The following is a 20,882-nucleotide window of genomic DNA, read 5'->3' as shown; positions in this document are numbered from 1 at the left end:
AAACCGCGCACGACGGCGGAGTGGCTACGCCTTGGTGGACACCGTGACGGTGAACTTCGCGTTACGGCCGGCCTGCCGGGTCTCGCCGACCGAGCGCACCAGCGCGGGCCGGTAGGTCAGGTGCGAGTTGAACACGGTCCACAGCTCGCCGCCCGGCTTGAGCACGCGGGCGGCCTCGTCGAACAGCTTCAGGGCGACACCCGGGTGCACGGCCGATCCGGCATGGAACGGCGGGTTCAGCACGATGAGGTCGGCGCACGCATCCGGCTGGTTCGACAGCCCGTCGTCGCGCGCCACCGTGATCGCCAGGCCGTTGGCCTCGGCGGTCGCCCTGGTGGATGCCACGGCGGCGGCCGACTCGTCGGTGGCGAGTATCGCGAGCCCGGGGCGCGCGGTGGCCAGCGCACTGGCGAGGATGCCCGACCCGCTTCCGAGGTCGACGGCGGTCACGGCATCCGGCTTCATCTCCCGCAGGAAGCTCAGCAGGTAGCGCGTGCCGATGTCGAGCTTGGTGCCGGCGAAGGTCGCCCCGTGGGCGCAGATCCAGAGCCCGAGCTCGTCGTGGAACTCGCGCACGGGATACGCGGGCGGGCCCGGCTGCGGCGTGCGCGCGAGGATGACGCGCGACTTCTGGCGGCCGAGAGATGCGCGCACGTCGGCGAAGTGCCGGCCGAGGATGTCGTTCATGGCGATCGACATGTGCTTGAGCCGGCCGCCCGCGATCACGACGACGTCGGGGTCGGCGAAGCGGGCGATGGCGCCGGCGATCTCGTCGAGCGCGGTCAGGCTGCGCGGCAGCTGCAGCAGCACGACGCGCGCGCCAGCGAGCAGGGACTCGTCGAGCTGCTCATGCGTCGTGAAGACGTCGTCGAGGCCGAACGCGATGGCGTTGTGGGCGAGGGCGAGTTCGCCTGAGAGCGGATCCTGGTGGACGCGCAGCTGCGTGGCCCCGTGGATCGCCGCAGCACCGAGGGTCAGCGCACCGAAGTGATCGCCGATGACGACGACCTCGCCGGTGCCAGCCGCCGCGACATCCACCGATGCCTCATCGAGGATCAGCCGGTCGCTCGCATCGACGGCGAACAGGTTGTCGGCTTCGACATCGGGGTAGCGCCGCAGGGCATCGAACGAGAACTCAGGCACGCACCAACCCTACGGCCCGGGCGGCTTTCATCATTCAGGACCGGGTTTCAGGATTCAGGAGCGTAGGGGGGTGGATGCTGCGGCTCAGGCCACTTCTCGGCCCTACAGGACCCCCAACTCCTGAATGGTGAACGCTTCGGCACAACCGCTCCTGAATAATGAAAGGAACGAGCGGCCCCATTAGTCGCGGGGGTACGGCCGCCAGACCACGAGCTCGGTGCTGCGCTGGGCGCGGGTACCGGCCCGCAGTGAGATGACGTCGCCCGACTCGCGGGCCGCGAACACGCGGCGCCCGGGGCGGTTGAGCATCTCGTCGGCGAGCGCCGTCTCGAGTTCGCGAACACGCGTCACCAGCGTGGCGACCTGGTTCTCGAGGTCGAGGATGCGGCGGATCCCCTCGAGGTTGAGCCCCTCCGCGCTCAGCCGCGCGACCTCGCGCAGTTGCACGACGTCGCGCATCGAGTAGCGGCGCGACTTGCCGGCGGTGCGGCCGGGGTTGACCAGGCCGAGACGGTCGTACTGGCGGAGCGTCTGTGGATGCAGCCCCGAGAGCTCCGCCGCCATGGCGATGGCGAAGATCGGGGTCTGCTCGTCCATTGGTCGCTATCCTCTCGCGCGGTCCAGCAGGTCGGCGCGCGGGTTGTCGTGCGGCAGGGCCGCGGCGAACTCTTCGAGGGCCTTCTCCGCGGCGGGGGTGAGGTGCGAGGGAACCGCGACCTGCACGGTGGCGAGCAGGTCGCCGGTGCCCTTGTCGGTCTCGACCCCGCGCCCCTTCACCCTGAGCACGCGTCCGCTGGGCGTTCCGGCGGCGACCTTGAGCTTGACGGGCGCGCCGCCGAGGGTCGGAACCTCGATGGTCGCGCCGAGCGTCGCCTCGATGAAGGTCACCGGAACGTCAACGCGCAGGTTGAGGCCGTCGCGCTCGAACACCGGGTGCTTGCGCACCGAGACGGTGAGCACGAGGTCGCCCGTCGCGCCGCCGTCGGGGCTCTGCTCGCCCTTGCCGCGCAGCCGGATCTTCTGGCCGTCCGAGACGCCGGCGGGAATCCGCACGCTCATCGGGCGTCCGTCGGCCGGTTGCAGCTTGACGGTGTCGCCCTTAATCGCGGTGAGGAACTCGAGCGTCGTGGTCGCGGTCAGGTCGCGGCCCTTGGTCGGGGCGCCAGAGCCGCGGAATCCGCCGCTCGGCGATCCGAAGCCGCCCTGGCCGAAGCCACCGCCGCCACCTCCGAAGATGCCGCTGAACAGGTCGTCGAAGCCCGCCTGGCCCTGGGCGCTCGGGCGCTGGCTCGCGCCGGTACCCCCGCCGGTGAACATGCCACCGAAGACGTCCTCGAAGCCGCCGGGCTGCCCGCCGCCCCCCGCCGTGAAACGCGGGCGACCGGCGCCCATGGCGCGCACCTGGTCGTATTCCTTGCGCTGCTCGGGGTCGCTCAGTACGGAGTTGGCTTCGCTGATCTCCTTGAATCGGGCCTCGGCGGCAGGATCACCCGGGTTTGCGTCCGGGTGATGCTGCCGCGCGAGCTTGCGGTAGGCCTTCTTGACCTCGGCGGCCGACGCATCCTTCGATACGCCGAGCTCCGAGTAGAAGTCCTTGTCGAACCAGTCCTGGCTTGCCATCGAGTACCTTGTCCGGCCTACTCGGCAGGAACGTGGACAGCGACCTTGGCGGCGCGGATCAGGCGGTCGCCGAGCGCGTAACCCGGTTCGATGACGTCGGCGATGGTGTTGACCGTGACGTCCGGCGATGGCAGCTGCACGAGCGCCTCGTGGAAGTTCGGGTCGAACGGCTCGCCCGTCTCGCCGACGAGTCGCAGCCCGTACTTCTCGAACCCGCCGCGCAGCTTCTGCGCGACGAGGGCGAGCGGGCTGCCCTCGAGGTCGCCGTGCTTCTCGGCGCGGGTGAGGTCGTCCATCGCCGGAAGCAGCGTGCGCACGACCTCGGCGATGACGCCCTCGCGGTTCGCGGCCCTGTCACGTTCGACGCGGGTGCGAAAGTTCACGAGGTCGGCCTTCGCCCGCAGCATCTCGTTGCGCATCTCGCCGACGAGGTCGGCCTGTGCTGCATCGAGAACGCTCTGGTCGGAGTCGCTCAGCGCCTCGGCGCCGGGCGGCGGGGGCGTCGACATCGAGGTCTCGACGTCGGCGTCCTCCGCCTCCATCATGGGCTCGGGCGCCACCGGCGCGTCGCTCGACGGTGCGGTGGATGCCGCATCCGCCGGCACGCCGGTCGAGGCATCCGTGCCCTCGCCCGACGATGCGCCGGTGTCGGGCTCGCCGTCGGGGTTCTGGTTACGGCTGTCGTCGGCCATCGGTTACTTCTTCTCCGAGTCGGGAGTCTCGTCATCGACGACCTCGGCATCGACGATGTCCTCGTCGTCTGCCTTGGCGTCGCCGGCCGGGGTCTCGTCGGGCGCTGCCTGCTCACCCTCGGGGGCGGCCTGCGATGCGGCGTAGATGGCCTGGCCGATCTTCTGCTGCGACTCGGACAGCTTGTCGAACGCGGTCTTGATGGCCGCGTCGTCTTCGCCGGCGAGAGCCGTCTTCAGGGCGTCGACATCGGCCTGCACCTCGGACTTGACGTCGTCGGGCAGCTTGTCGTCGTTGTCCTTGATGAGCTTGTCGGTCGAGTAGGCGAGCTGCTCCGCGGTGTTGCGGGTCTCGGCGGCCTCGCGGCGCACCTTGTCCTCCGCGGCGTGCTCCTCGGCCTCGCGCACCATGCGGTCGATGTCGTCCTTGGGCAGCGACGAGCCGCCGGTGATCGTCATCGACTGCTCCTTGCCGGTTCCCTTGTCCTTCGCCGACACGTGCACGATGCCGTTGGCGTCGATGTCGAAGGTGACCTCGACCTGCGGGATTCCGCGGGGGGCCGGGGCGATTCCGGTGAGCTCGAAGGTTCCGAGGTTCTTGTTGTCGCGGGTGAACTCACGCTCGCCCTGGAAGACCTGGATCGCGACGGACGGCTGGTTGTCGTCGGCCGTGGTGAAGGTCTCGCTGCGCTTGGTCGGGATGGCCGTGTTGCGCTCGATGAGCTTGGTCATGATGCCGCCCTTGGTCTCGATACCGAGGCTCAGGGGGGTGACGTCGATGAGCAGCACGTCCTTGCGCTCACCCTTCAGCACGCCGGCCTGCAGCGCTGCGCCCACGGCGACGACCTCGTCGGGGTTCACGCCCTTGTTGGCGTCCTTACCGCCCAGCAGCTTCTTGACCATCTCGGCGACGGCCGGCATGCGGGTGGATCCACCGACGAGCACGACGTGTGCGACGTCGGCGACGTTGATGCCGGCTTCCTTGATGACGTCCTCGAACGGCTTGCGGGTGCGGTCGAGCAGGTCGGAGGTGAGCTCCTCGAACTTCGCGCGGCTCAGCGTCTCGTCGAGGTTGGCAGGGCCGTTCTCGGTGAGGGAGAGGTAGGGAAGCTGGATGCTGGTGCTCATCGACGACGAGAGCTCCTTCTTCGCCTGCTCCGAGGCCTCCTTGAGGCGCTGCAGCGCGATCTTGTCCTTCGAGACGTCGACGCCGGTCGAGTCCTTGAAGCGCTTCGCGAGGTAGTCGACGACGCGCTGGTCCCAGTCGTCTCCACCGAGGCGGTTGTCACCCGAGGTGGAACGCACCTGGATGGTCGAGAAGTCGTCGTCCTTGCCCACTTCGAGCAGGCTGACGTCGAACGTTCCGCCACCGAGGTCGAAGACCAGGATGAGCTCGTCTTCCTTGCCGCGGTCAAGGCCGTAGGCGAGGGCGGCTGCGGTGGGCTCGTTGATGATGCGCAGCACGTTGAGGCCCGCGATCTCGCCGGCGTCCTTGGTGGCCTGGCGCTCGGCGTCGTTGAAGTACGCCGGCACGGTGATGACGGCGTCGGTGACGGCCTCGCCGAGGTACTGCTCGGCGTCGCGCTTGAGCTTGCCGAGGATGCGGGCCGAGATCTCCTGCGGGGTGTACTTCTTGCCGTCGATGGCGGCGGTCCAGTCGGTGCCCATGTGGCGCTTCACGCTGGAGATGGTGCGGTCGACGTTGGTGACGTTCTGGCGCTTGGCGGTCTCACCGACGAGTACTTCGCCGTCCTTGGTGAATGCCACGACGGACGGGGTGGTGCGGAAGCCTTCGGCGTTCGCGATGACGGTGGGTTCTCCACCTTCGAGGACGGAAACGACGGAGTTGGTCGTTCCCAGGTCGATGCCTACTGCACGAGCCATGTGTTCAGTGCTCCTTCTCAAGATGGTGCGGGCCCAGTACTTGAGCCTCGCTGTGTCAAGTTTGGACGCCGCACTGCGCCATGTCAAATTTCCCGGCGAGAACTTGAGTCGTACTGGCTCAACTCCCAGTTCGGAGCCGTGTGGGCTTGACTGGGCTCATGACAAACGACTCCACAATCCATAAGGCCGAACTGCTGCGATCCCTGCACGTTCCTGGCACGCCCCTGATCGTCACCAACGTGTGGGACTCGATCACTGCCCGCATCGTCGCGGGCGCCCCTGGCGTCAGGGCACTCGCCACCGCCAGCCACTCGATCTCCGAGGCGCACGGCGTGCACGATGGCGAGGGCCTCAGCGTCGAGGAAGCGATCGCCGCGACATCCATCATCATTCGCTCGGTCGAGCTGCCGGTGAGCGTCGACTTCGAGAAGGGGTATTCCGACGACGCCGCGGGAGTGCAGGACAACGTCGTGCGACTGATCGAGGCGGGTGCGGCGGGAATCAACATCGAAGACAGCGTCGGGCAGCCCAAGGCGCCCCTGTTCGACATCGCCACCGCGGCAGCGCGGGTCGCCGCCGCGCGCTCCGCTGCCGAGGAGACGGGCGTTCCGCTCGTGATCAACGCCAGGGTCGACGCCCTCGCCGGCAACCCCGACGACTGGAACGACGCCATCACGCGGGCCAACGCCTACCTCGCGGCGGGCGCTGACGTGGCCTTCGTGCTCGGGCTCGGCACCGAGGACCAGGTCGCCCGCGCCATCGACGAGGTCGACGGGCTGGTGTCGGTGATCGCGAACCCGTCGTCGGTGCCGCTCGCCAGGCTGGCCGAACTCGGCGTCGCGCGGGTCAGCTTCGGTCCGGGGACCCTCGGCCTCACGCTCGCGCACCTGCAGGCCACCGCGACGACGCTGACGGCGCTCGGCGACTACCCGGGCGAACTCGGCTTCGCCTTCTGATCGTGAGCCCCGGGCTGGCGTTCCTCATCGCGTTCATCGCGCTCGACCTCGTGGTGCTCGCAATCTGCGTGCTCGTCGCGCGGCCCGGTCGGCGTCGACCGCGGGAGTGACGCCGGCCGGGGCAAACCGGGGGCGCCCCGGCTACGAATAGCATCGCAGTGGGGTCCTTCGTCGACGAAGTCTGTTGCCGTGGCGCATCCATCGAGAACCAGTCGAGCCGAGCGAAAGAGATACCGATGAAGGCAGCCCAGTCGCTCAGGAAGTTCGAGCTCGCAACGCGCCCGATCCACCCGCACACGCGCATCGCGCTCGATCGGCGGTGGGCCGAACTGCCGGAGCACGTCAAGACCGACAACCAGCTGCTCGGCCGGTGTGCCGTCGGGTGCGAGGGCACCCACGGCGTATTCCCGAAGTGCGACCTGACCTGCTCCCCCTGTTACCACTCCGCCGACGCCAACAAGGTGCGCATCGACGGCGAGCACACCCTGTCGGAGGTGCACCAGCAGATGGAGTTCCTGCACCAGGTGCGCGGACCGCGCGCGCACGCGCAGCTGATCGGCGGCGAGGTGAGCCTGCTCCCGGCCAAGGACCACGCCGAGGCCTTGCTGACCATGCGCAAGTTCGGCCGCGAGCCGATGTCGATGACCCACGGCGACTTCTCCTACGAGTACCTGCTCGACGTGGTGCTCGACGAGAACGGACAGCCGCGTTTCGACAAGGTGTCGTTCGCCGCGCACTTCGACTCGCTCATGCGCGGCCGCCGCGGTGCGGTGCGCCCGCGCAACGAGGCCGAGCTGAACCCGTTCCGCGAGAAGTTCGCGCGCATGTTCATCGACCTCAAGCGCGAGCACGGGGTGAAGTCCTACCTCGCCCACAACATGACGGTGACCCCGTCGAACGTCGGGGAGGTCGCGAGCGTCACCCGCGACGTGCTCGAGATGCCGTACGACATGATGTCGTTCCAGCCCGCCGCCTTCATCGGCGACGACCGCCGGTGGAAGGAGGACTTCACCGAGGTCACCATCGATTCGGTCTGGGACCAGATCGAGGAGGGGGCCGGTCACCGCATCCCGTGGAAGGCGACCCAGTTCGGCGACCCGCGCTGCAACCGCTCGACGGTCGGGATGCGCGTCGACGGGCGCTTCGCCGTGCTCCTCGACGCCGACGACCCGCGCGATATCGCCGCGCGCGACCGCTTTCTCGACCACTTCGGCGGCATGATCTTCGGAGACATCCCCCGTCACGTGCTGACCATCAAGATCATCCGCGCGATCGCCGGGCACCCAGGCGACATCCCACCGCTCATCGGCCTCGCGAGGCGCGTCGTGAAGCGCGCGGGCGGGGTCGCCCGCATGATCCGCGCGGCACGCAAGGGCAAGCTCGGCTTCAAGACGTTCGTCGTGCACAACTTCATGGACGCCGACGTCGTCGCCCCGGCCTGGGAGCTGATGGAGAAGGGCATCGTCAGCGACGACCCGAAGATCCTCGAGACCCAGGAGCGACTCGGCTCGTGCATGTACGCGATGAGCCACCCCGAAGACGGCCGTACCGTTCCGGCGTGCACGCAGCACTCGGTGCTCGACCCGATCGAGAACATCGGCCTCCGCAAACTGCTGCCGCTGATCGGCCGCGGTGCGGCGGATCCGGCGATCGTCGCGCGTCCGGACGGCCTCACCGCCGTGCGGTCGACGGGCAGGCAGGCGACGGCCGCGCCCACCCGCGTGGACTAGTCCGGCACCGTCGACACGACGGCGCGCGGCAGCGTGACCCCGACCGGGGAGCCGACGCCGACCGCCTGCCCCGGCGGCAACTCGGCGCTCAGTTCGACGGCACCACCGGCCAGGGCGATCGTGAGCAGGCGCCGAGGCCCCAGGTGCCTGATACCCGCGACCACTCCTGCGAACTCCGTCACGCCGGGCAGCGCGGGGTGCACGTCGTCGGTCGCCCTCACGGCCAGCGCCTCCTGCCGCACGACCAGGGTGGCACGCCCGTCGGGCGTCCGACGCGCGTCGTCCAGCGGCACCGCACCCATCGCCGATACGTGTGCGCCGCCGATCACCTCGCCTGGCACCTCGTTGAGGCCACCCATCAACCGGGAGACCCGCAGGGAGCGCGGCCGGTTGTAGATGGCGTCGACGGTGTCGTGCTGCAGCAGCTCACCCTCGTGCAGCACGGCGATGTGGTCCGCCACCGCCGACGCTTCGTCGCGATCGTGGGTGACGAGCACGATCGTCGGAGAGATGGCCGCACGAATCTCGTCGATGAGCCGGTGCATGTCGGCGCGCAGTTCAGGGTCGAGCGCGCTGAACGGTTCGTCGAGCAGGAGCACGCGGGGCCGAGCGGCGAGTGCGCGTGCGATGGCGACCCGCTGCTCCTGGCCGCCCGACAGCTCCCGCACGGAGCGGCGGCCGTATCCGCCGAGCTGTACCATCTCGAGGTAGCGTTCGGCGTTGCGCCGCCCCGCGGCCCGGCCGGTACCGGCGACGCGATCGGCGAAGGCGACGTTGTCGAGCACGCTGAGGTGCGGAAAGAGCAGGGGGCGCTGGAACACCATGCCCATGCCGCGGCGTTCGGGGGCGAGGCCTCCCACGTCCACCCCGTCGACGAACACCTGCCCGGAGGAGACGGGGTCGAGGCCGGCCATGACCCGCAGGATCGTGCTCTTGCCCGAGCCGCTCGGGCCGAGGATCGCGGTGCACGACCCCGCGGCGACATCGAGGGTCACGGCGTCGAGCGCCGGTGCCTGGTCGTGGGAGAACTGCTTCGACACGTCGCTGAGCAGCAGGTGGGAGGTCATCGTGCTCCTGGTTCTGCGGGGTGCGGGCGGGCGAGCGCCACGCGGATGGGGTGCGAGCCGGGGTGGACTTCGGCGAAAGCCACGCGCTGTGCATGGGTGCGCGGGCGACCGGCGAACGCCAGCACCGCGAGGAGCGCGAGCGGCGGCACCACCGCGGCGAGCGAGAGGATGGCGACGGTCGAGTCGTTGCCGATGCCCGCCGCACTCGATGCGATCACCAGCGGGAGGCTCACGACGGCACCGCCCCCGATGATCACCGTGACGACGTAGTCGCTCCATCCGACCAGGAACGCGAGGAACGCAGCCCGGGCGAGAGCGGGGGCGACCAGCGGGATGTGCACGAGCCAGAGCACCCGCCATGGCGAGGCACCGAGGGTGCGCGCCTCCTCTTCGTAGCGAACGTCGTGTGCCGCGTAGGCGACGCGCATCGCGAACGTCGTGTACGGAAGGGCGATGACGACGAGCACGAGTACCAGCCCGACCAGCGGCGGCACGTAGGCGCGCAGCAGCACGACGTTCAGCCCCATCACCGCGGCGAACGGGGGTAGCGCGACGGGCGCCAGCAGGATCAGGCCGACGATACGCGGCCAGCGCACGGTCCCGAGCGTCAGGGCCCGCGCGGCCATCGCGCCCAGCGGGGTGGCGATGGCGGCGACGACCAGGCCAAGCGCGATCGATCGCCACAGCGCGGGCACCGCGCCCTGCGCGATCGCCGATTCGACACCGGAGGTTCCCCACGCCGTCGGCAGCACGGAGGGGAAGGACCAGCGGTCGGCGAATGCCCACAGCGCTAATGGCAGCAGCGGCGCGACGAACCATGCCCCGAGAAGGGTCGCGGCGAGCACCCGGCCGGCACGCCTGGCACCGCGCGAGTCGGTGAGCCGCGTGCCGGGATCGCCGGGCAGGCGCAGCCCGCCCGACGGCGTCGGTGCGGGCTGCGCGCTGAGGGAACTGGCGTGGATGCTCATGGTCGCCTCATCGCCACATCGCCGTTCTCCGAAGGGCGAGGAAGGCGAGGCCGACCGCGGCCAGGGAGATCGCGGTGGTGACCACGGCGACCGCCGCGGCCTCCGGTCGTGCGGTGAGGGTAATCGAGTCGAACAGGCGCAGGGCCATGACGGGAAGCGGCTCCGGGTAGGTACGGCCCAGCAGCCAGGCGACCTCGTACGAACCGAGCGTGTAGACGAAGACGATGGTCGACGAGACGACGAGCGCCGGAAGGCAGAGCGGGATCATGACGAACCGCAGGCGCCCCAGCCGCCCGGCGCCGAGCAGCGCGGCTGTCTCGTCGTAGCGCGCCACCCGGGTGGCGAGCGTGCCAGCGACCACCAGGGCCACGAACGCGGATTCCTTCCACGAGTACTCGGCGATCACGGCCACCCACCACGGCCCGCCGACCAGGCGCGGCCAGCCTCCGGGCTCGATGCCGAGCAGCCGGGGCAGGAGGCCGGAGTCGGCGAGCAGCAGTCCGATCGCGGCGGCACCGACCAGGTGCGGCACCGTCACCGTTGCGGCCCCGATCGCCGCGACGATGCGCCCGCCCCACCGCCCCGAGACGATGACGAGGGCGGCAGCGAGACCCACGACCGCCGCGATCCCGGTCGATGCGGTGGCGATGCCGAGCGACACCGCGATGGATTCCGGCAGCGACGACGACTGCGCCGAGTAGGCGTCGAAGCTCAGCCGAACCGGTCCGACCAGCGGCATCAGCCCGAGGCTCTGCAGCACGGCCGCGCCGATTCCCCCCACCAGCACGACGAGCGCCAGCGAGACCGCGGGCAGTACGAGCATGGCCCCGATAATCCCCCGACGCCCGGATACGGGCGCACGGGTGGGCAGCGGCGCGAGGCTCACGCCGGGCTCATCACACGGGGGCTCATGTCGCGGGGCTCATGGCTCGGTGCTCGCCGCCGGCCTACTGGGCGCCGAGCACGTCGGTGCGCCACCCGTCGTCGAGTGGGGGCACCCACTCGGCCGACAATTCAGGGTTCGCGCTGCGCGACAGAACGTCGTACGAGGGGACGACGGCAGACTCGGGGAGCGCATCGAAGAGCCGCTGCTCGTCTGCGGTCAGCGTGTCGTAGTCGAGCACCGTGAACTGTCCCCACGCCTCGGGGTCGGCCTTGGCCACCTGCTGTTCCACCGAGAGGGTGGTGTTCGCCACGACCATCGCTCCCGCGGCCGACTCCGAGTTGGATGGCAACCCGAGAAAGCTCGCGTTGCCGACGGTGCCCTCGTCGAGGGTCAGGATCCTGGTGCCCGCCGGATATACGCCGGTGGCCACGAGATCGGTCAGGGTGGCTGGCCCGTACGTCATGGTCATGTCGACCTGGCCGTCGGCATACAACTGGTTCAGCTCGTCGCCACTCGCCGGATAGGTGTCGCCCTCACGCCACAGCGACGGGGCGAGGTCGGCCAGCTCGGCGTAGAGGGCGGGGGTGAGCTCGTCGAAGCTCTCGTCGTCGTAGGCGAGCGGCACGGCATCCGAGCCACCCGAGACGCTCGACAGCACCTCGCGCACGAAGACCGAACCGGTGAAGTCGGGCGGGGCGGGGTAGGTGAAGCGGCCCGGGTTCGCCCTCGCCCAGTCGAGCACGCCCTGCAGCGTGGTCGGGGGGTCGGTCACCACGTCTGCGTTGTAGGCGAGCGTGAACTGCGCCTTGTGCCACGGCACCTCGCACCCGTCGACGGGGGTGCCGAAGTCGTCGCTGAGCAGCGGGTCGTCGGCCGCGGTCTTCTCCATGTTCGGCAGCAGTCCGGTCCAATCACACAGCCAGGCCCCCGCCTGCTTGCCGGTGGAGAAGTTCGCACCGTTGACCCAGATCAGGTCGACGGTGCCATCGTCGGTGCGGCCAGCCTGTAGCTCGGTGAGCACCCGATTGAGCGCGTCTGCGGTGTCGCTCACGGGCACGCGCTCGAGCGTGACGCCCTGTTCGGCCACGGCGGGTGCCAGCACGTCGTCGACGTAGGCGTTGCCCTGCTCGTCTCCCCCATACATCCACAGCTGCACGGTCTGGCCCTGGGCTTCGTCGACGACGTCGTCCCAACTGTCGAAACCGCTGGTGGCCGCCTCCGGTGACGGCGCGGAACACCCGGCCAGGGCGAGCATGGCGGTGGCCGCGGCGACCGCGATGGCGACGCCGGGCCGGCGACGGGGACACGGGTGATCTGAACGCAATGCGGGGTACTCCTCGGCGGTGAAGGTGGTGTTCGAACGGTTCACTCGTGGCGCGAGGCGAAACGGATCACTCGGCTAGGGTAAGCCTCCGAGAGCTACCTCTCGTGTCAGGGGAGGTGCGTCGTGAGCGACGGTGTTCAGGTGCGTTCGCGCCGCCGGGCTCTCGTGAAGCTCGGCGTTCTCGTGGTGTTCGTAGCCGTCGCCGTTCTGGTGGGGATTCTCGTTCCGCTGCCGAGCCTCGACGAGATCCGGACCGCGGCAGAAACCGCCGGCTTGCCGGGTGCGTTCGCGTTCGTCATCGCCTACGGGCTCGTCACCCTCACCCCGGTTCCGAAGAACGTCGTCGGCGTCGCGGCTGGCGTCATCTGGGGGTTCGCCCTCGGCTCCCTGCTGGTCTACCTCGGTGCCCTCATCGGGGCGGCCCTCGCGTTCGCGATCGGCCGTGCCCTCGGACGCGATGCCGTCGAGCGATTCACCGGCGCTCGGGTCGACAGGGTCGATACCGTCCTGCGTCGCCGCGGCCTGGCCAGCGTGATCGGGGTACGACTGATCCCCCTCCTGCCGTTCACGGTCATCAATTACACGGCGAGCCTGACTGCGGTGCGGGTGCGCGACTATGCGATCGGTACCGCCGTGGGAATCATCCCCGGCACCCTCGCATATGTGGCGATCGGGGCGTTCGGCTTCGAACCGGGGCCGGCGCTCTACATCGCGCTCGGCGCCCTCGGGGTGCTCACGCTCGGCGGCGTGGTCGTCGGGGCGCGCCTGCGTCGGCGCGGCGCGGTGGTCGACGGTGCTTGACTCGCGGGCCAGACGCCTGCTCGCGGCCCCGCTCGGCCGCATCGCCGCGGCGATCGACCGGCCGTGGGTCACTCCTGACCGACTCACCGTCGCGGGCCTCGCGGTCGGCCTGGCGAGTGCGCTCGCCGCGGCGGGCGCGTGGTGGTGGCTCGCGCTGGTGCTGTGGCTGCTCTCGCGCATCCTCGACGGTCTCGATGGCACCCTCGCCCGGCGCCGCAGGGCCAGGGAGTCCACGGGCGGGCGCACGAGCGGGGGCTCGAGCGAGGCGGGCGGGTTCCTCGACATCGTGTGCGACTTCGTGGTCTACGGCTGCACGGTCTTCGGCGTCGCGGTGGGCGCGAGCACGGAGTTCGGGTCGCCGTGGTGGCCGTTCGCGCTCGTGCTCGTCGCCTACTACGTGAACGGGGCGGCGTTCCTGGCCTTCTCCTCGATCGCCGAGCGCACCGGGCGCCGCATCGACGACGGCCGCTCGCTGTCGTTCCTCGGCAAGCTGGCGGAGGGCACAGAGACGATCATCGTGCACAGCGTGTGGCTCATCCTGCCGATGATCGCGTGGCATATCGCCGCGGTCTGGGCGGTCTTCGTCGCGGCGAGCGCCGCACAACGCATCGTGGTCGGCTACCGCGCGCTGCGCTGAGTGACCGGCTGCCGCGCGCTGCGCTGGGTGCCGGACGACCGCGCGCTGCGCACAGTGACCGGCGCGGTCATCGCAGCCGTCGAGCCCGTGTCGCGCGCAGCACCCTCGTCGCCCTGGCGGTGAGTCCGCTCCCCAGCCGGGCGCGCACGTCGGCGACGGCCGCATTCCACAATGCGTCGCTGAAGGTCGGGTAGGCGTGGGTGGTTCCGGCGATGTCGCTGGTGCTCATGCCGTTCTTCACCGCCAGGCTCGCCTCGCCGAGGCTCTCCCCCGCCCGCGGACCGACGATCGTCGCGCCGCGCACCCTCCCTCGCCGGTCGACGAGCAGGCTCGTGTAGCCGGTCGTGGCTCCTTCGGCGACGGCCCGGTCGACGTGGTGGTGGTCGATGGAGCGGGTGATGAGTCCCTTCGCCGCCGCATCCGATGCGAGCAATCCGACTGTGGCGACCTCCGGGTGGGTGAAGGTGACCCGCGGCACGGCCACCGTGTCGATGGAGCGCGTGAGGCCGAGCACGGCGTTGGATGCCGCGATGCTGCCGTTGACGCCGGCGGTGTGCGTGAAGTGCGCAAGCGCCGTCACGTCGCCGGCAGCCCATACCCGGGGATTCGAGGTGCGCAGCCGGGCGTTGACCTCGACGTGCCCAGAGCCGTCGAGTCGCACCCCTCCCGTGGCGGCGTCGAGCGACCCGGTATTGGGGCGCCGACCGACCGCGGCGAGGATCGCGTCGAACGGCACGGACTGTCCGTCGTCGAGCGTGACGGTGCCGCCGAGTCGCGTGCCGTCACCGGCCAGCGCGGTGCTGCCGCGCGAGGTGAGCACGGTGACGCCGTCTCGTCGCAGGGCGGCGGTGACGATCGCGCTCGCCCGCTCCTCCTCCTTGGGCAGCAGTCGCGGGCCGCGGTGCACGATCGTGACCTGGGAGCCGAGCCTGGCCATCGCCTGCGCGATCTCGCACCCGATCGCCCCACCCCCGATCACGACGAGGCGACGTGGCAGTTCGGTGAGCTCCCAGATGCTCTCGCTCGTCAGGAGCTCGAGGTCGTCGGCGCCCGCGATCCCGGGTACCGCAGGCGAGCCCCCGGTCGCGATCATGGCCTGCACGAACCCGATCCGCCGCCCGTCCACGTCGAGCGCGCGGGGCCCGGTGAAGCGAGCGTGTCCCCGCAGCACCTCGACGCCGTCCTTCGCGAGCGCCTCGGGCGAGTCGACGGGCGCGATCTCATGCATCGCGCCGCGAACGTGTCGCATGACGGCAGCGAAGTCGATGGATGCCTCGGCCGACGCCACCCCGAGGTGCGCAGAATCCCGCGCGGCCGTCGCTGCGGCTGCCGACGCGATCAGAGACTTCGACGGCACGCACCCCGTCCACAGGCAGTCGCCACCGAGCCGCGCACCCTCGATCAGCAGGGTCTTCGCGCCGAAGCTCGCCGCGGTGCGGCTGGCCACCAGCCCCGCCGATCCCCCGCCGATGACCACGAAATCCCAGTTGCCGCTATCCGCCATGAAAGCGAGCGTAGGCGGTGGGGATGCGCGCAGCGCGCGTGCCCCCATCGCGCAGCGCGCCACCGTAGGCTGGGCGCAGGGGGTCTCATGGTCGAGCGATACAGCGCGGGGGCTCGGTTCTACGACGTGCTGTCGGGGGAGCTCTTCGTCTACCGTTCGGGTCGGATCGCCGGCATCGCCGCCCTTGGCCTCAGTCGCGGCGACATCGTTCTCGACCTCGGCTGCGGCACCGGACTCAACTTCCCCCTGCTCCTCGACGCGGTGGGCCACACCGGACTCGTGATCGGCATCGACCGGAGCCCGTCGATGCTGCGCGTCGCCGCCGCGCGCGTCGCCAGGCGCGGGTGGGCCAACGTGCGGTTCATCGAGGCCGACCTGATGACGGTCGACGTCGCCTCCATTGCGTCGATAGCGGCGGCCGAGCGGGGACGACCCATGGTGGATGCCGCGTTCGCCAGTTACTCCCTGAGCGTCGTCGACGATCGGGTGCCGGTCTGGCTGCGCATCCGGCAGTCCCTCCGCCCCGGCGGCCGCGTCGGGATCGTCGACATGGCACTGCCCACCGGCGCCGCTGCCGTCTTCGCTCCGCTCGCCAGGCTCGCCTGCGCGGCAGGCGGCGCCGACCTCTCGGCCGCCCCGTGGCGCGAACTCGAGCGCACCGGCACGGAGCTTGCGCACACCGTGCACCGCGGTGGCCACATCCACGCGGTCACCGGAACGCTGGCATGATGCGCAGGCGCGCGAGACCACGGCGGGTCGCGCGAGGTACCGGCGGCTCGTCCAGACCGCCCGGCCTGTCCGGAGCGCCCGGCCCGACACTGGCCGCGCAGGCCGACCGGATCAACCCGCTGCCGAGCCGCGACTCGAGCAATGCCCTGCTCGCCGTGCTGCACGACGGCCACTGGCGCCCGCGCGCCTGGGGCCGCTTCATCGCACTGGCCACCATCCGCTCGGTGCACCAGGCCAGCCGACACCCCAGGCCACTGCTCGAATCGACCCTCATCCACGCCGCGATGGCGGTGCTCTCCGGCCGTCGCGGGCTGGTCTGGATCGGTACCAGCTGGGTCATGGCCGTCACCCACCTCGGCATGCTGGAGGGGCATCGCTCGATCGGTGTGCCGAACGCGTTGACGCTGGTGCGGGCCACCCTCCCGGCGATCGAACATCGCCTCGGGCGCGCCGTGCCGGTGGTCTCGCTGCTCACGGACTTCGCCGACGGCAAGATCGCCAGGGCCACCGGAACCGTCACGAGCTTCGGGACGCAGGCCGACTTTCTCGCGGACACCGCATTCTGGACGTGGTTCATCGTGCGCCACGAGCCGAGCCGGGTCATCCGCGGCCTGACGTTCGCGGCGTGGACCGTGCCCGTCATCGCGATCGCGACCGCGAGCATCACCGCGGGGCGCATGCTCGACGTGCCACGATCCGCGTGGTTCCGGCCGGCGGCCGCCATGGAGGTCGTCATCGGCGTCCGCGCCGTGTGGCGCGCCTACGGCCATCGTGACGGTTCCTCGTTGTTCACCTGGGGGCACTAGCCTCTGAGCATGACGGACTCCACTCCCGACGACGGGGCAGGCAACGCGGCGACGGTCGCGAACACACTGCAGGACGAGACGCCGGTACCGAAGAGTCAGGTTCGGGCCTGGGCGCTGTGGGACTGGGGGTCGGCGTCGTTCAACGCGGTCGTCACCACGTTCGTGTTCAGCACCTACCTCGCCAGCACCCTGTTCGTCGATCCCGCGATCGTCGCTGCCGCCGGAGGCAACGACAACGACGCCGCCCTCACGCTCGCGCGTGCCGAGAACGCGACCGTCATCTCGTGGGCCCTCACCATCGCCGGCGTGCTCATCGCGCTCATCGCGCCGATCCTCGGGCAGCGCTCCGACGGCAGCGGGCGACGCAAGCTCTGGCTCGGCATCAACACCGGGCTGGTCGTTGCGGCCATGCTCGCGATGTTCTTCGTCGAGCCGGTTCCCGGCTACATCTACCTCGGCGCCGCCCTCCTCGCGGTCGGCAACATCTTCTTCGAGTTCGCCGGCGTCAACTACAACGCCATGCTCGTGCAGGTGTCGACACCCTCGACCATCGGCCGGGTCTCCGGGTTCGGCTGGGGCATGGGATACGTCGGCGGCATCGTGCTGCTCATCATCCTGCTCGTGCTGTTCATCCAGAGCTTCGGCAGCGACACCGGCAACGGGCTGCTGAACGTGCCTTTCGGAACGGATGGCGGAGCCCTCGACATCCGCTTCGCCGTCGTCGTCTCGGCCCTGTGGTTCGCGGCCTTCGCGATTCCCGTGCTGTTGCGGGTCCCAGAGATCCCCGCACGCGTGCGGGCCAGCGAGAAGCCGAGCATCCTCGGCAGCTACCGCGCGCTGTTCCGCACCATCGCGACGCTCGCCAGAAAGAGCCCGCAGGTGCTGTTGTTCCTGCTCGCGAGCGCCATCTTCCGCGACGGGCTCGCCGCGGTCTTCACCTTCGGTGCCATCATCGCCGCGCAGGTCTTTGGCTTCACATCATCCGAGGTCATCTATTTCGCGGTCGCCGCGAACATCTCCGCCGGCATCGGAACGTTCATCGGCGGCTACCTCGACGACCGCATCGGTGCGAAGAAGATCATCGTGTTCTCGCTCGCGGGCCTCGTGGTCGCGGCGACCACCGTGCTCTTCATCGGCGACGCGAAGTCCGGATTCTGGATCGCCGGACTCGCGCTGTGCCTGTTCGTCGGGCCGGTGCAGTCGTCGAGTCGCAGCTTCCTCGCGCGCATCACCCCTCCCGGTCGCGAGGGCGAGATCTTCGGCCTCTATGCCACGACCGGCCGCGCGGTCAGCTTCCTCGCTCCCGGACTGTTCACGCTCGCCGTGACCCTCACCGGCGACACCCGCTACGGCATCGTCGGCATCGCGATCGTGCTGCTCGCGGGCCTGCTGCTCATGCTCCCCGTCAAGGCCGTGCAGAGCCGAATCGAGTAGTTCGCTCGCGAATCGCGCCCCCCGCCCCCGAAATTGAGGCTTCCCCACGGCTCGGCGATGATGGAGGATGAGACCCGGCACTAGGAACGGGGCTCTCCATCGCGACGCAGCAGCATTCCGACTCGGAGTTCGCCGACCTGCACGAGCTGCTGGGCGGCGAACGCGAGTTCGTGAACGGGCGTGATCCGCGGGATGCCGAGCGACACCGCATCCGACGCCGCCGGGCCCTGGTCGCGGTCGCCCTGGTACTCGTACTCGCGCTGGGCGCGGCCGGCAGCTATGTCTGGTGGGCGCTGACCGCGCCAGTCAGCGCGCCCGCCGTGACGTCCGAGACGCCGGAGGTCGTCGCGCCCGCTGCCGCGCAACTGGCCATCCCCACCGAGGTCGCGTCGGCGATCAGCATCTCGGGGGCCGACGCGTACCTCGGAGCCGAGGCGAACGGCATCTGGGCCGCCGGCGGATCCGGTGAAGCCCGCTCCATCGCGAGCATCAGCAAGCTCATCACCGCGCTGGTCATCCTCGACGAGAGGCCCCTCGCGGGCGCCGATGACCCGGGGCCGACCATCACCTTCGACGAGGCCGACAACGACCTCTACGACAAGTACTACTCGCTCGGGGCGACCACCGTGGGCATGCCCACCGGCAGCTCGATGTCGCAGAACCAGGCACTCGCGACCATGCTGATCCCGTCGGCGAGCAACTACGCCGAGGCGCTGTCCACCTGGGCCTTCGGGTCGCAGGACGCCTTCGTCGGCGCCACCCGGCGATGGCTGGCCGCCCACGGCCTCACCGGCACCACGATCGTGGAGCCCACCGGCATCAACCCCCGCAACGCGAGCACGCCCGGTGACCTCGTCGCCATCGGCAAGCTGGCCGCGGCGAACCCCGTGATCGCGCGGATCGCGGCGACGGAATCCATCACGGTTCCCGACACTGGCAGGGTCTCCAACACCAACTACCTGCTCGGCAACCTCGGGATCACGGGCCTCAAGACCGGCAGCCTCGGCGAGAACAACAGCACCCTGCTGTACACCGCATCGCTCGACGTCGGTGCGGCCGAGCCCCTCGGCGTGACAGGAGTCGTGCTCGGCGGGTACTCCGGCGAGACGGTCGGCTCCAGCGTCCTCACCCTGCTCGCGAGCATTCGCGACGGCTTTCACGACGTGCCGGTCGCGACCGCCGGCCAGAACGTCGGTTCGCTGTCGACCCCGTGGGGTTCCACCGCCCAACTGGTCATCGGCACCGACGCGTCGATCTTCACCTGGTCGGACACCCCGATCTCGGCGACGATGGAGCTCACGACACCGGTCGCCTACACCGACGGCGAGGTCGTCGGCAGCATCACCTTCACCGCGGGGCCGAACACCGCGACCGCTCCCGTGCGACTCGACGGCTCCATCGAACCGCCGACGGACTGGTGGCGCCTCACCCACCCCGGCGAGCTCGGGCAGCCCTAGGGCCGCCAGCGATCAGAACCCGTCGACGATCGACATGAAGCCCGCGAAGGCGAAGATGGCGGGTACCGCATAGAGGAACGCCAGGGTCGCGTACCAGCCGATCGCGCCGAGTACGGACCACACGCCCGTGTCGCGCCCGTGGGTGGTGAGTCGCTGTCCATCGGGTCCGATCTGGGGCTGGGGTTCCACCCAACGGAGGCTGGGACGGAGGCGTTCCTCGCGGTAGGCGGTGAGCATGAATGGCACCTCCTGCCCCGGCACCCGGTCGTCGAGGTAGCGCTGGGCCTTCACGACGATTCGCGGTGTCACGGTCGTGAGCATCGCGTGCAGGGACTCCCAGTGGGCGGCCTCGCCGTAGTCCGCAGCCGCCGGCGCGTAGAACGACAGGGTCCTGTCGACGATCTCCACGTTGTAGCCGGGTGCGTGGTCGATGAGGTCCGCCATCACGTCGGGCGTCAGTACGTACAGGGCATCCCGGTGGTAGCCGGATGGCGTGTACACGCGAAACCACCGCTCGAACCCGCCCTCGAGCGTCAGCGACTGGCCGCGCGCGACGTTCGCCGGGAGGTCGCTGGTCACTCCGTCGTTCGCCGTCGCGTCGAGCACGAGGTGCGGCAGCGGCGCGGGCAGTCTGACCGCGAGGTATCGCCACTTCCGTGTCCGACCCTGGCGTCGCGTCAGGTTGCCGAACTCGATGCCCGACGCGACGAACCGCGGGTACTCCCGCACCCCGCGGTCCGCACCCGTGATGAGCGAGGGGAATGTCGCGACGGGGCTCGGCCGCGGCTCGAACCCGTTGGCGAGCGCCGTGAGGGTCTGCCTCCACTCCGCCAGCCGCGCGCGAGGCGACGGGGGCATGGCCGCCCACCGGTACAGGCGCCACGTGCCGAACAGCCAGGCCGCGAGCACCGCCGCCGTGATCACGAACTGCCCGATATCGCTCGCGAGCACCCGCCCGTCCTGGTAGACGTCGACGCGAATGCCGAATGTCATCAGCACGAAGAAGAGGTACCAGAGCAGCAGGCAGTGGTTCACGTGAACGAGCACCTGCCGCCTGGTGGGCATCCACCGCGGCCGCGAACCGCGACGCACCCTGGCCATCGCCGAGGCGACCTCGTCGGCGGGCGCGGTCAGCCAGCGCAGGTCAACGGTCATGAGTCCCCCTCGACGCCCACGCTACGACACGACCGACGCCTAGACTCGCTCTGACGCCTAGACCCGCGCAGACGCCCAGACCCGCGCAGACG

19 protein-coding genes are annotated in these 20,882 nt (G+C 70.1%); 8 read left to right on the top strand and 11 right to left on the bottom strand.

Going from position 1 to position 20,882, the window contains the following annotated elements; all coding sequences use genetic code 11:
• Positions 1 to 24: 24 nt before the first annotated feature.
• The 5 genes from G5S38_RS00480 to dnaK form a co-directional block, all read right to left on the bottom strand.
• Positions 25 to 1,143: a class I SAM-dependent methyltransferase gene (locus G5S38_RS00480; RefSeq protein WP_165063222.1), complete on the bottom strand. Its 1,119-nt coding sequence runs from the start codon at positions 1,141 to 1,143 to the stop codon at positions 25 to 27.
• Between the two features lie 180 nt (positions 1,144 to 1,323).
• Complete coding sequence (locus G5S38_RS00475) at positions 1,324 to 1,740, bottom strand: heat shock protein transcriptional repressor HspR (protein WP_165063221.1); 417 nt, start codon at positions 1,738 to 1,740, stop codon at positions 1,324 to 1,326.
• A 6-nt stretch (positions 1,741 to 1,746) separates the two neighbouring features.
• The gene (locus tag G5S38_RS00470) at positions 1,747 to 2,763 is read right to left on the bottom strand and encodes a DnaJ C-terminal domain-containing protein (RefSeq protein WP_165063220.1); all 1,017 of its coding nucleotides are present in this window, start codon (positions 2,761 to 2,763) and stop codon (positions 1,747 to 1,749) included.
• A gap of 17 nt (positions 2,764 to 2,780) precedes the next feature.
• A complete protein-coding gene (gene grpE, locus G5S38_RS00465) occupies positions 2,781 to 3,455 on the bottom strand; it encodes a nucleotide exchange factor GrpE (RefSeq protein WP_235928823.1) in 675 nt (224 codons plus the stop codon).
• A gap of 3 nt (positions 3,456 to 3,458) precedes the next feature.
• A complete protein-coding gene (dnaK, locus tag G5S38_RS00460) occupies positions 3,459 to 5,336 on the bottom strand; it encodes a molecular chaperone DnaK (RefSeq protein WP_165063219.1) in 1,878 nt (625 codons plus the stop codon).
• A gap of 158 nt (positions 5,337 to 5,494) precedes the next feature.
• Between dnaK and G5S38_RS00455 the strand changes: the two genes are divergently transcribed.
• Both G5S38_RS00455 and G5S38_RS00450 read left to right on the top strand, forming a co-directional pair.
• A complete protein-coding gene (locus tag G5S38_RS00455) occupies positions 5,495 to 6,292 on the top strand; it encodes an isocitrate lyase/PEP mutase family protein (protein WP_165063218.1) in 798 nt (265 codons plus the stop codon).
• A gap of 236 nt (positions 6,293 to 6,528) precedes the next feature.
• Positions 6,529 to 8,022, top strand: a complete 1,494-nt coding sequence (locus G5S38_RS00450) for a hypothetical protein (protein ID WP_201276539.1) — start codon at positions 6,529 to 6,531, stop codon at positions 8,020 to 8,022.
• On the opposite strand, the gene G5S38_RS00445 is transcribed toward G5S38_RS00450, so the two are convergent.
• The 4 genes from G5S38_RS00445 to G5S38_RS00430 form a co-directional block, all read right to left on the bottom strand.
• A complete protein-coding gene (locus G5S38_RS00445) occupies positions 8,019 to 9,089 on the bottom strand; it encodes an ABC transporter ATP-binding protein (RefSeq protein WP_165063217.1) in 1,071 nt (356 codons plus the stop codon). The genes G5S38_RS00450 and G5S38_RS00445 overlap by 4 nt on opposite strands.
• A complete protein-coding gene (locus G5S38_RS00440) occupies positions 9,086 to 10,057 on the bottom strand; it encodes an ABC transporter permease (protein ID WP_165063216.1) in 972 nt (323 codons plus the stop codon). The genes G5S38_RS00445 and G5S38_RS00440 overlap by 4 nt, the downstream gene beginning before the upstream one ends.
• 7 nt (positions 10,058 to 10,064) lie before the next feature.
• On the bottom strand, positions 10,065 to 10,880 hold the full coding sequence (locus G5S38_RS00435; RefSeq protein WP_165063215.1) for an ABC transporter permease: 816 nt from the start codon (positions 10,878 to 10,880) through the stop codon (positions 10,065 to 10,067).
• Positions 10,881 to 11,004: 124 nt separating this feature from the next.
• Complete coding sequence (locus G5S38_RS00430) at positions 11,005 to 12,312, bottom strand: ABC transporter substrate-binding protein (protein ID WP_201276538.1); 1,308 nt, start codon at positions 12,310 to 12,312, stop codon at positions 11,005 to 11,007.
• A gap of 78 nt (positions 12,313 to 12,390) precedes the next feature.
• On the opposite strand from G5S38_RS00430, the gene G5S38_RS00425 reads away from it, so the two are divergent.
• Complete coding sequence (locus G5S38_RS00425) at positions 12,391 to 13,068, top strand: TVP38/TMEM64 family protein (protein WP_235928822.1); 678 nt, start codon at positions 12,391 to 12,393, stop codon at positions 13,066 to 13,068.
• Positions 13,061 to 13,705 carry a CDP-alcohol phosphatidyltransferase family protein gene (locus G5S38_RS00420; protein WP_165063214.1) on the top strand — a complete coding sequence of 215 codons (645 nt, stop codon included), beginning with the start codon at positions 13,061 to 13,063 and terminating at the stop codon, positions 13,703 to 13,705. Before G5S38_RS00425 ends, G5S38_RS00420 begins: the two co-directional genes overlap by 8 nt.
• 67 nt (positions 13,706 to 13,772) lie before the next feature.
• On the opposite strand, the gene G5S38_RS00415 is transcribed toward G5S38_RS00420, so the two are convergent.
• Positions 13,773 to 15,209 (bottom strand): dihydrolipoyl dehydrogenase family protein, encoded by a 1,437-nt coding sequence (locus tag G5S38_RS00415; protein ID WP_165063213.1) that lies wholly within the window; start codon positions 15,207 to 15,209, stop codon positions 13,773 to 13,775.
• 87 nt (positions 15,210 to 15,296) lie between these two features.
• On the opposite strand from G5S38_RS00415, the gene G5S38_RS00410 reads away from it, so the two are divergent.
• The 4 genes from G5S38_RS00410 to G5S38_RS00395 all read left to right on the top strand — a co-directional run bounded on the left by G5S38_RS00410 (position 15,297) and on the right by G5S38_RS00395 (position 19,635).
• Positions 15,297 to 15,938 carry a class I SAM-dependent methyltransferase gene (locus G5S38_RS00410; RefSeq protein WP_165063212.1) on the top strand — a complete coding sequence of 214 codons (642 nt, stop codon included), beginning with the start codon at positions 15,297 to 15,299 and terminating at the stop codon, positions 15,936 to 15,938.
• Positions 15,938 to 16,744 (top strand): CDP-alcohol phosphatidyltransferase family protein, encoded by an 807-nt coding sequence (locus G5S38_RS15600; protein WP_235928821.1) that lies wholly within the window; start codon positions 15,938 to 15,940, stop codon positions 16,742 to 16,744. Before G5S38_RS00410 ends, G5S38_RS15600 begins: the two co-directional genes overlap by 1 nt.
• A gap of 9 nt (positions 16,745 to 16,753) precedes the next feature.
• Complete coding sequence (locus G5S38_RS00400; protein ID WP_165063211.1) at positions 16,754 to 18,178, top strand: MFS transporter; 1,425 nt, start codon at positions 16,754 to 16,756, stop codon at positions 18,176 to 18,178.
• 170 nt (positions 18,179 to 18,348) lie between these two features.
• Positions 18,349 to 19,635, top strand: a complete 1,287-nt coding sequence (locus tag G5S38_RS00395; RefSeq protein ID WP_235928820.1) for a D-alanyl-D-alanine carboxypeptidase family protein — start codon at positions 18,349 to 18,351, stop codon at positions 19,633 to 19,635.
• A gap of 12 nt (positions 19,636 to 19,647) precedes the next feature.
• Here the strand turns inward: G5S38_RS00395 and G5S38_RS00390 are convergent, their stop codons facing one another.
• Positions 19,648 to 20,790 carry a hypothetical protein gene (locus tag G5S38_RS00390; RefSeq protein ID WP_165063210.1) on the bottom strand — a complete coding sequence of 381 codons (1,143 nt, stop codon included), beginning with the start codon at positions 20,788 to 20,790 and terminating at the stop codon, positions 19,648 to 19,650.
• Between the last annotated feature and the right edge of the window lie 92 nt (positions 20,791 to 20,882).

Origin of the sequence: Marisediminicola senii (genome assembly GCF_011057645.1) — a bacterium.
Taxonomy (GTDB): domain Bacteria; phylum Actinomycetota; class Actinomycetes; order Actinomycetales; family Microbacteriaceae; genus Marisediminicola; species Marisediminicola senii.
Note: the sequence above shows the minus strand (reverse complement) of the source record. Positions and strands in the feature narration are given on the sequence as shown.

Excerpts from the sequence above, each read along its gene's own strand:
- G5S38_RS00475 (WP_165063221.1), bottom strand. The coding sequence starts at position 1,740 with ATGGACGAGCAGACCCCGATCTTCGCCATCGCCATGGCGGCGGAGCTC.
- G5S38_RS00470 (WP_165063220.1), bottom strand. The coding sequence starts at position 2,763 with ATGGCAAGCCAGGACTGGTTCGACAAGGACTTCTACTCGGAGCTCGGC.
- grpE (WP_235928823.1), bottom strand. The coding sequence starts at position 3,455 with ATGGCCGACGACAGCCGTAACCAGAACCCCGACGGCGAGCCCGACACC.
- dnaK (WP_165063219.1), bottom strand. The coding sequence starts at position 5,336 with ATGGCTCGTGCAGTAGGCATCGACCTGGGAACGACCAACTCCGTCGTT.
- G5S38_RS00455 (WP_165063218.1), top strand. The coding sequence starts at position 5,495 with ATGACAAACGACTCCACAATCCATAAGGCCGAACTGCTGCGATCCCTG.
- G5S38_RS00450 (WP_201276539.1), top strand. The coding sequence starts at position 6,529 with ATGAAGGCAGCCCAGTCGCTCAGGAAGTTCGAGCTCGCAACGCGCCCG.
- G5S38_RS00445 (WP_165063217.1), bottom strand. The coding sequence starts at position 9,089 with ATGACCTCCCACCTGCTGCTCAGCGACGTGTCGAAGCAGTTCTCCCAC.
- G5S38_RS00440 (WP_165063216.1), bottom strand. The coding sequence starts at position 10,057 with ATGAGCATCCACGCCAGTTCCCTCAGCGCGCAGCCCGCACCGACGCCG.
- G5S38_RS00435 (WP_165063215.1), bottom strand. The coding sequence starts at position 10,880 with ATGCTCGTACTGCCCGCGGTCTCGCTGGCGCTCGTCGTGCTGGTGGGG.
- G5S38_RS00415 (WP_165063213.1), bottom strand. The coding sequence starts at position 15,209 with ATGGCGGATAGCGGCAACTGGGATTTCGTGGTCATCGGCGGGGGATCG.
- G5S38_RS00410 (WP_165063212.1), top strand. The coding sequence starts at position 15,297 with ATGGTCGAGCGATACAGCGCGGGGGCTCGGTTCTACGACGTGCTGTCG.
- G5S38_RS15600 (WP_235928821.1), top strand. The coding sequence starts at position 15,938 with ATGCGCAGGCGCGCGAGACCACGGCGGGTCGCGCGAGGTACCGGCGGC.
- G5S38_RS00400 (WP_165063211.1), top strand. The coding sequence starts at position 16,754 with ATGACGGACTCCACTCCCGACGACGGGGCAGGCAACGCGGCGACGGTC.
- G5S38_RS00390 (WP_165063210.1), bottom strand. The coding sequence starts at position 20,790 with ATGACCGTTGACCTGCGCTGGCTGACCGCGCCCGCCGACGAGGTCGCC.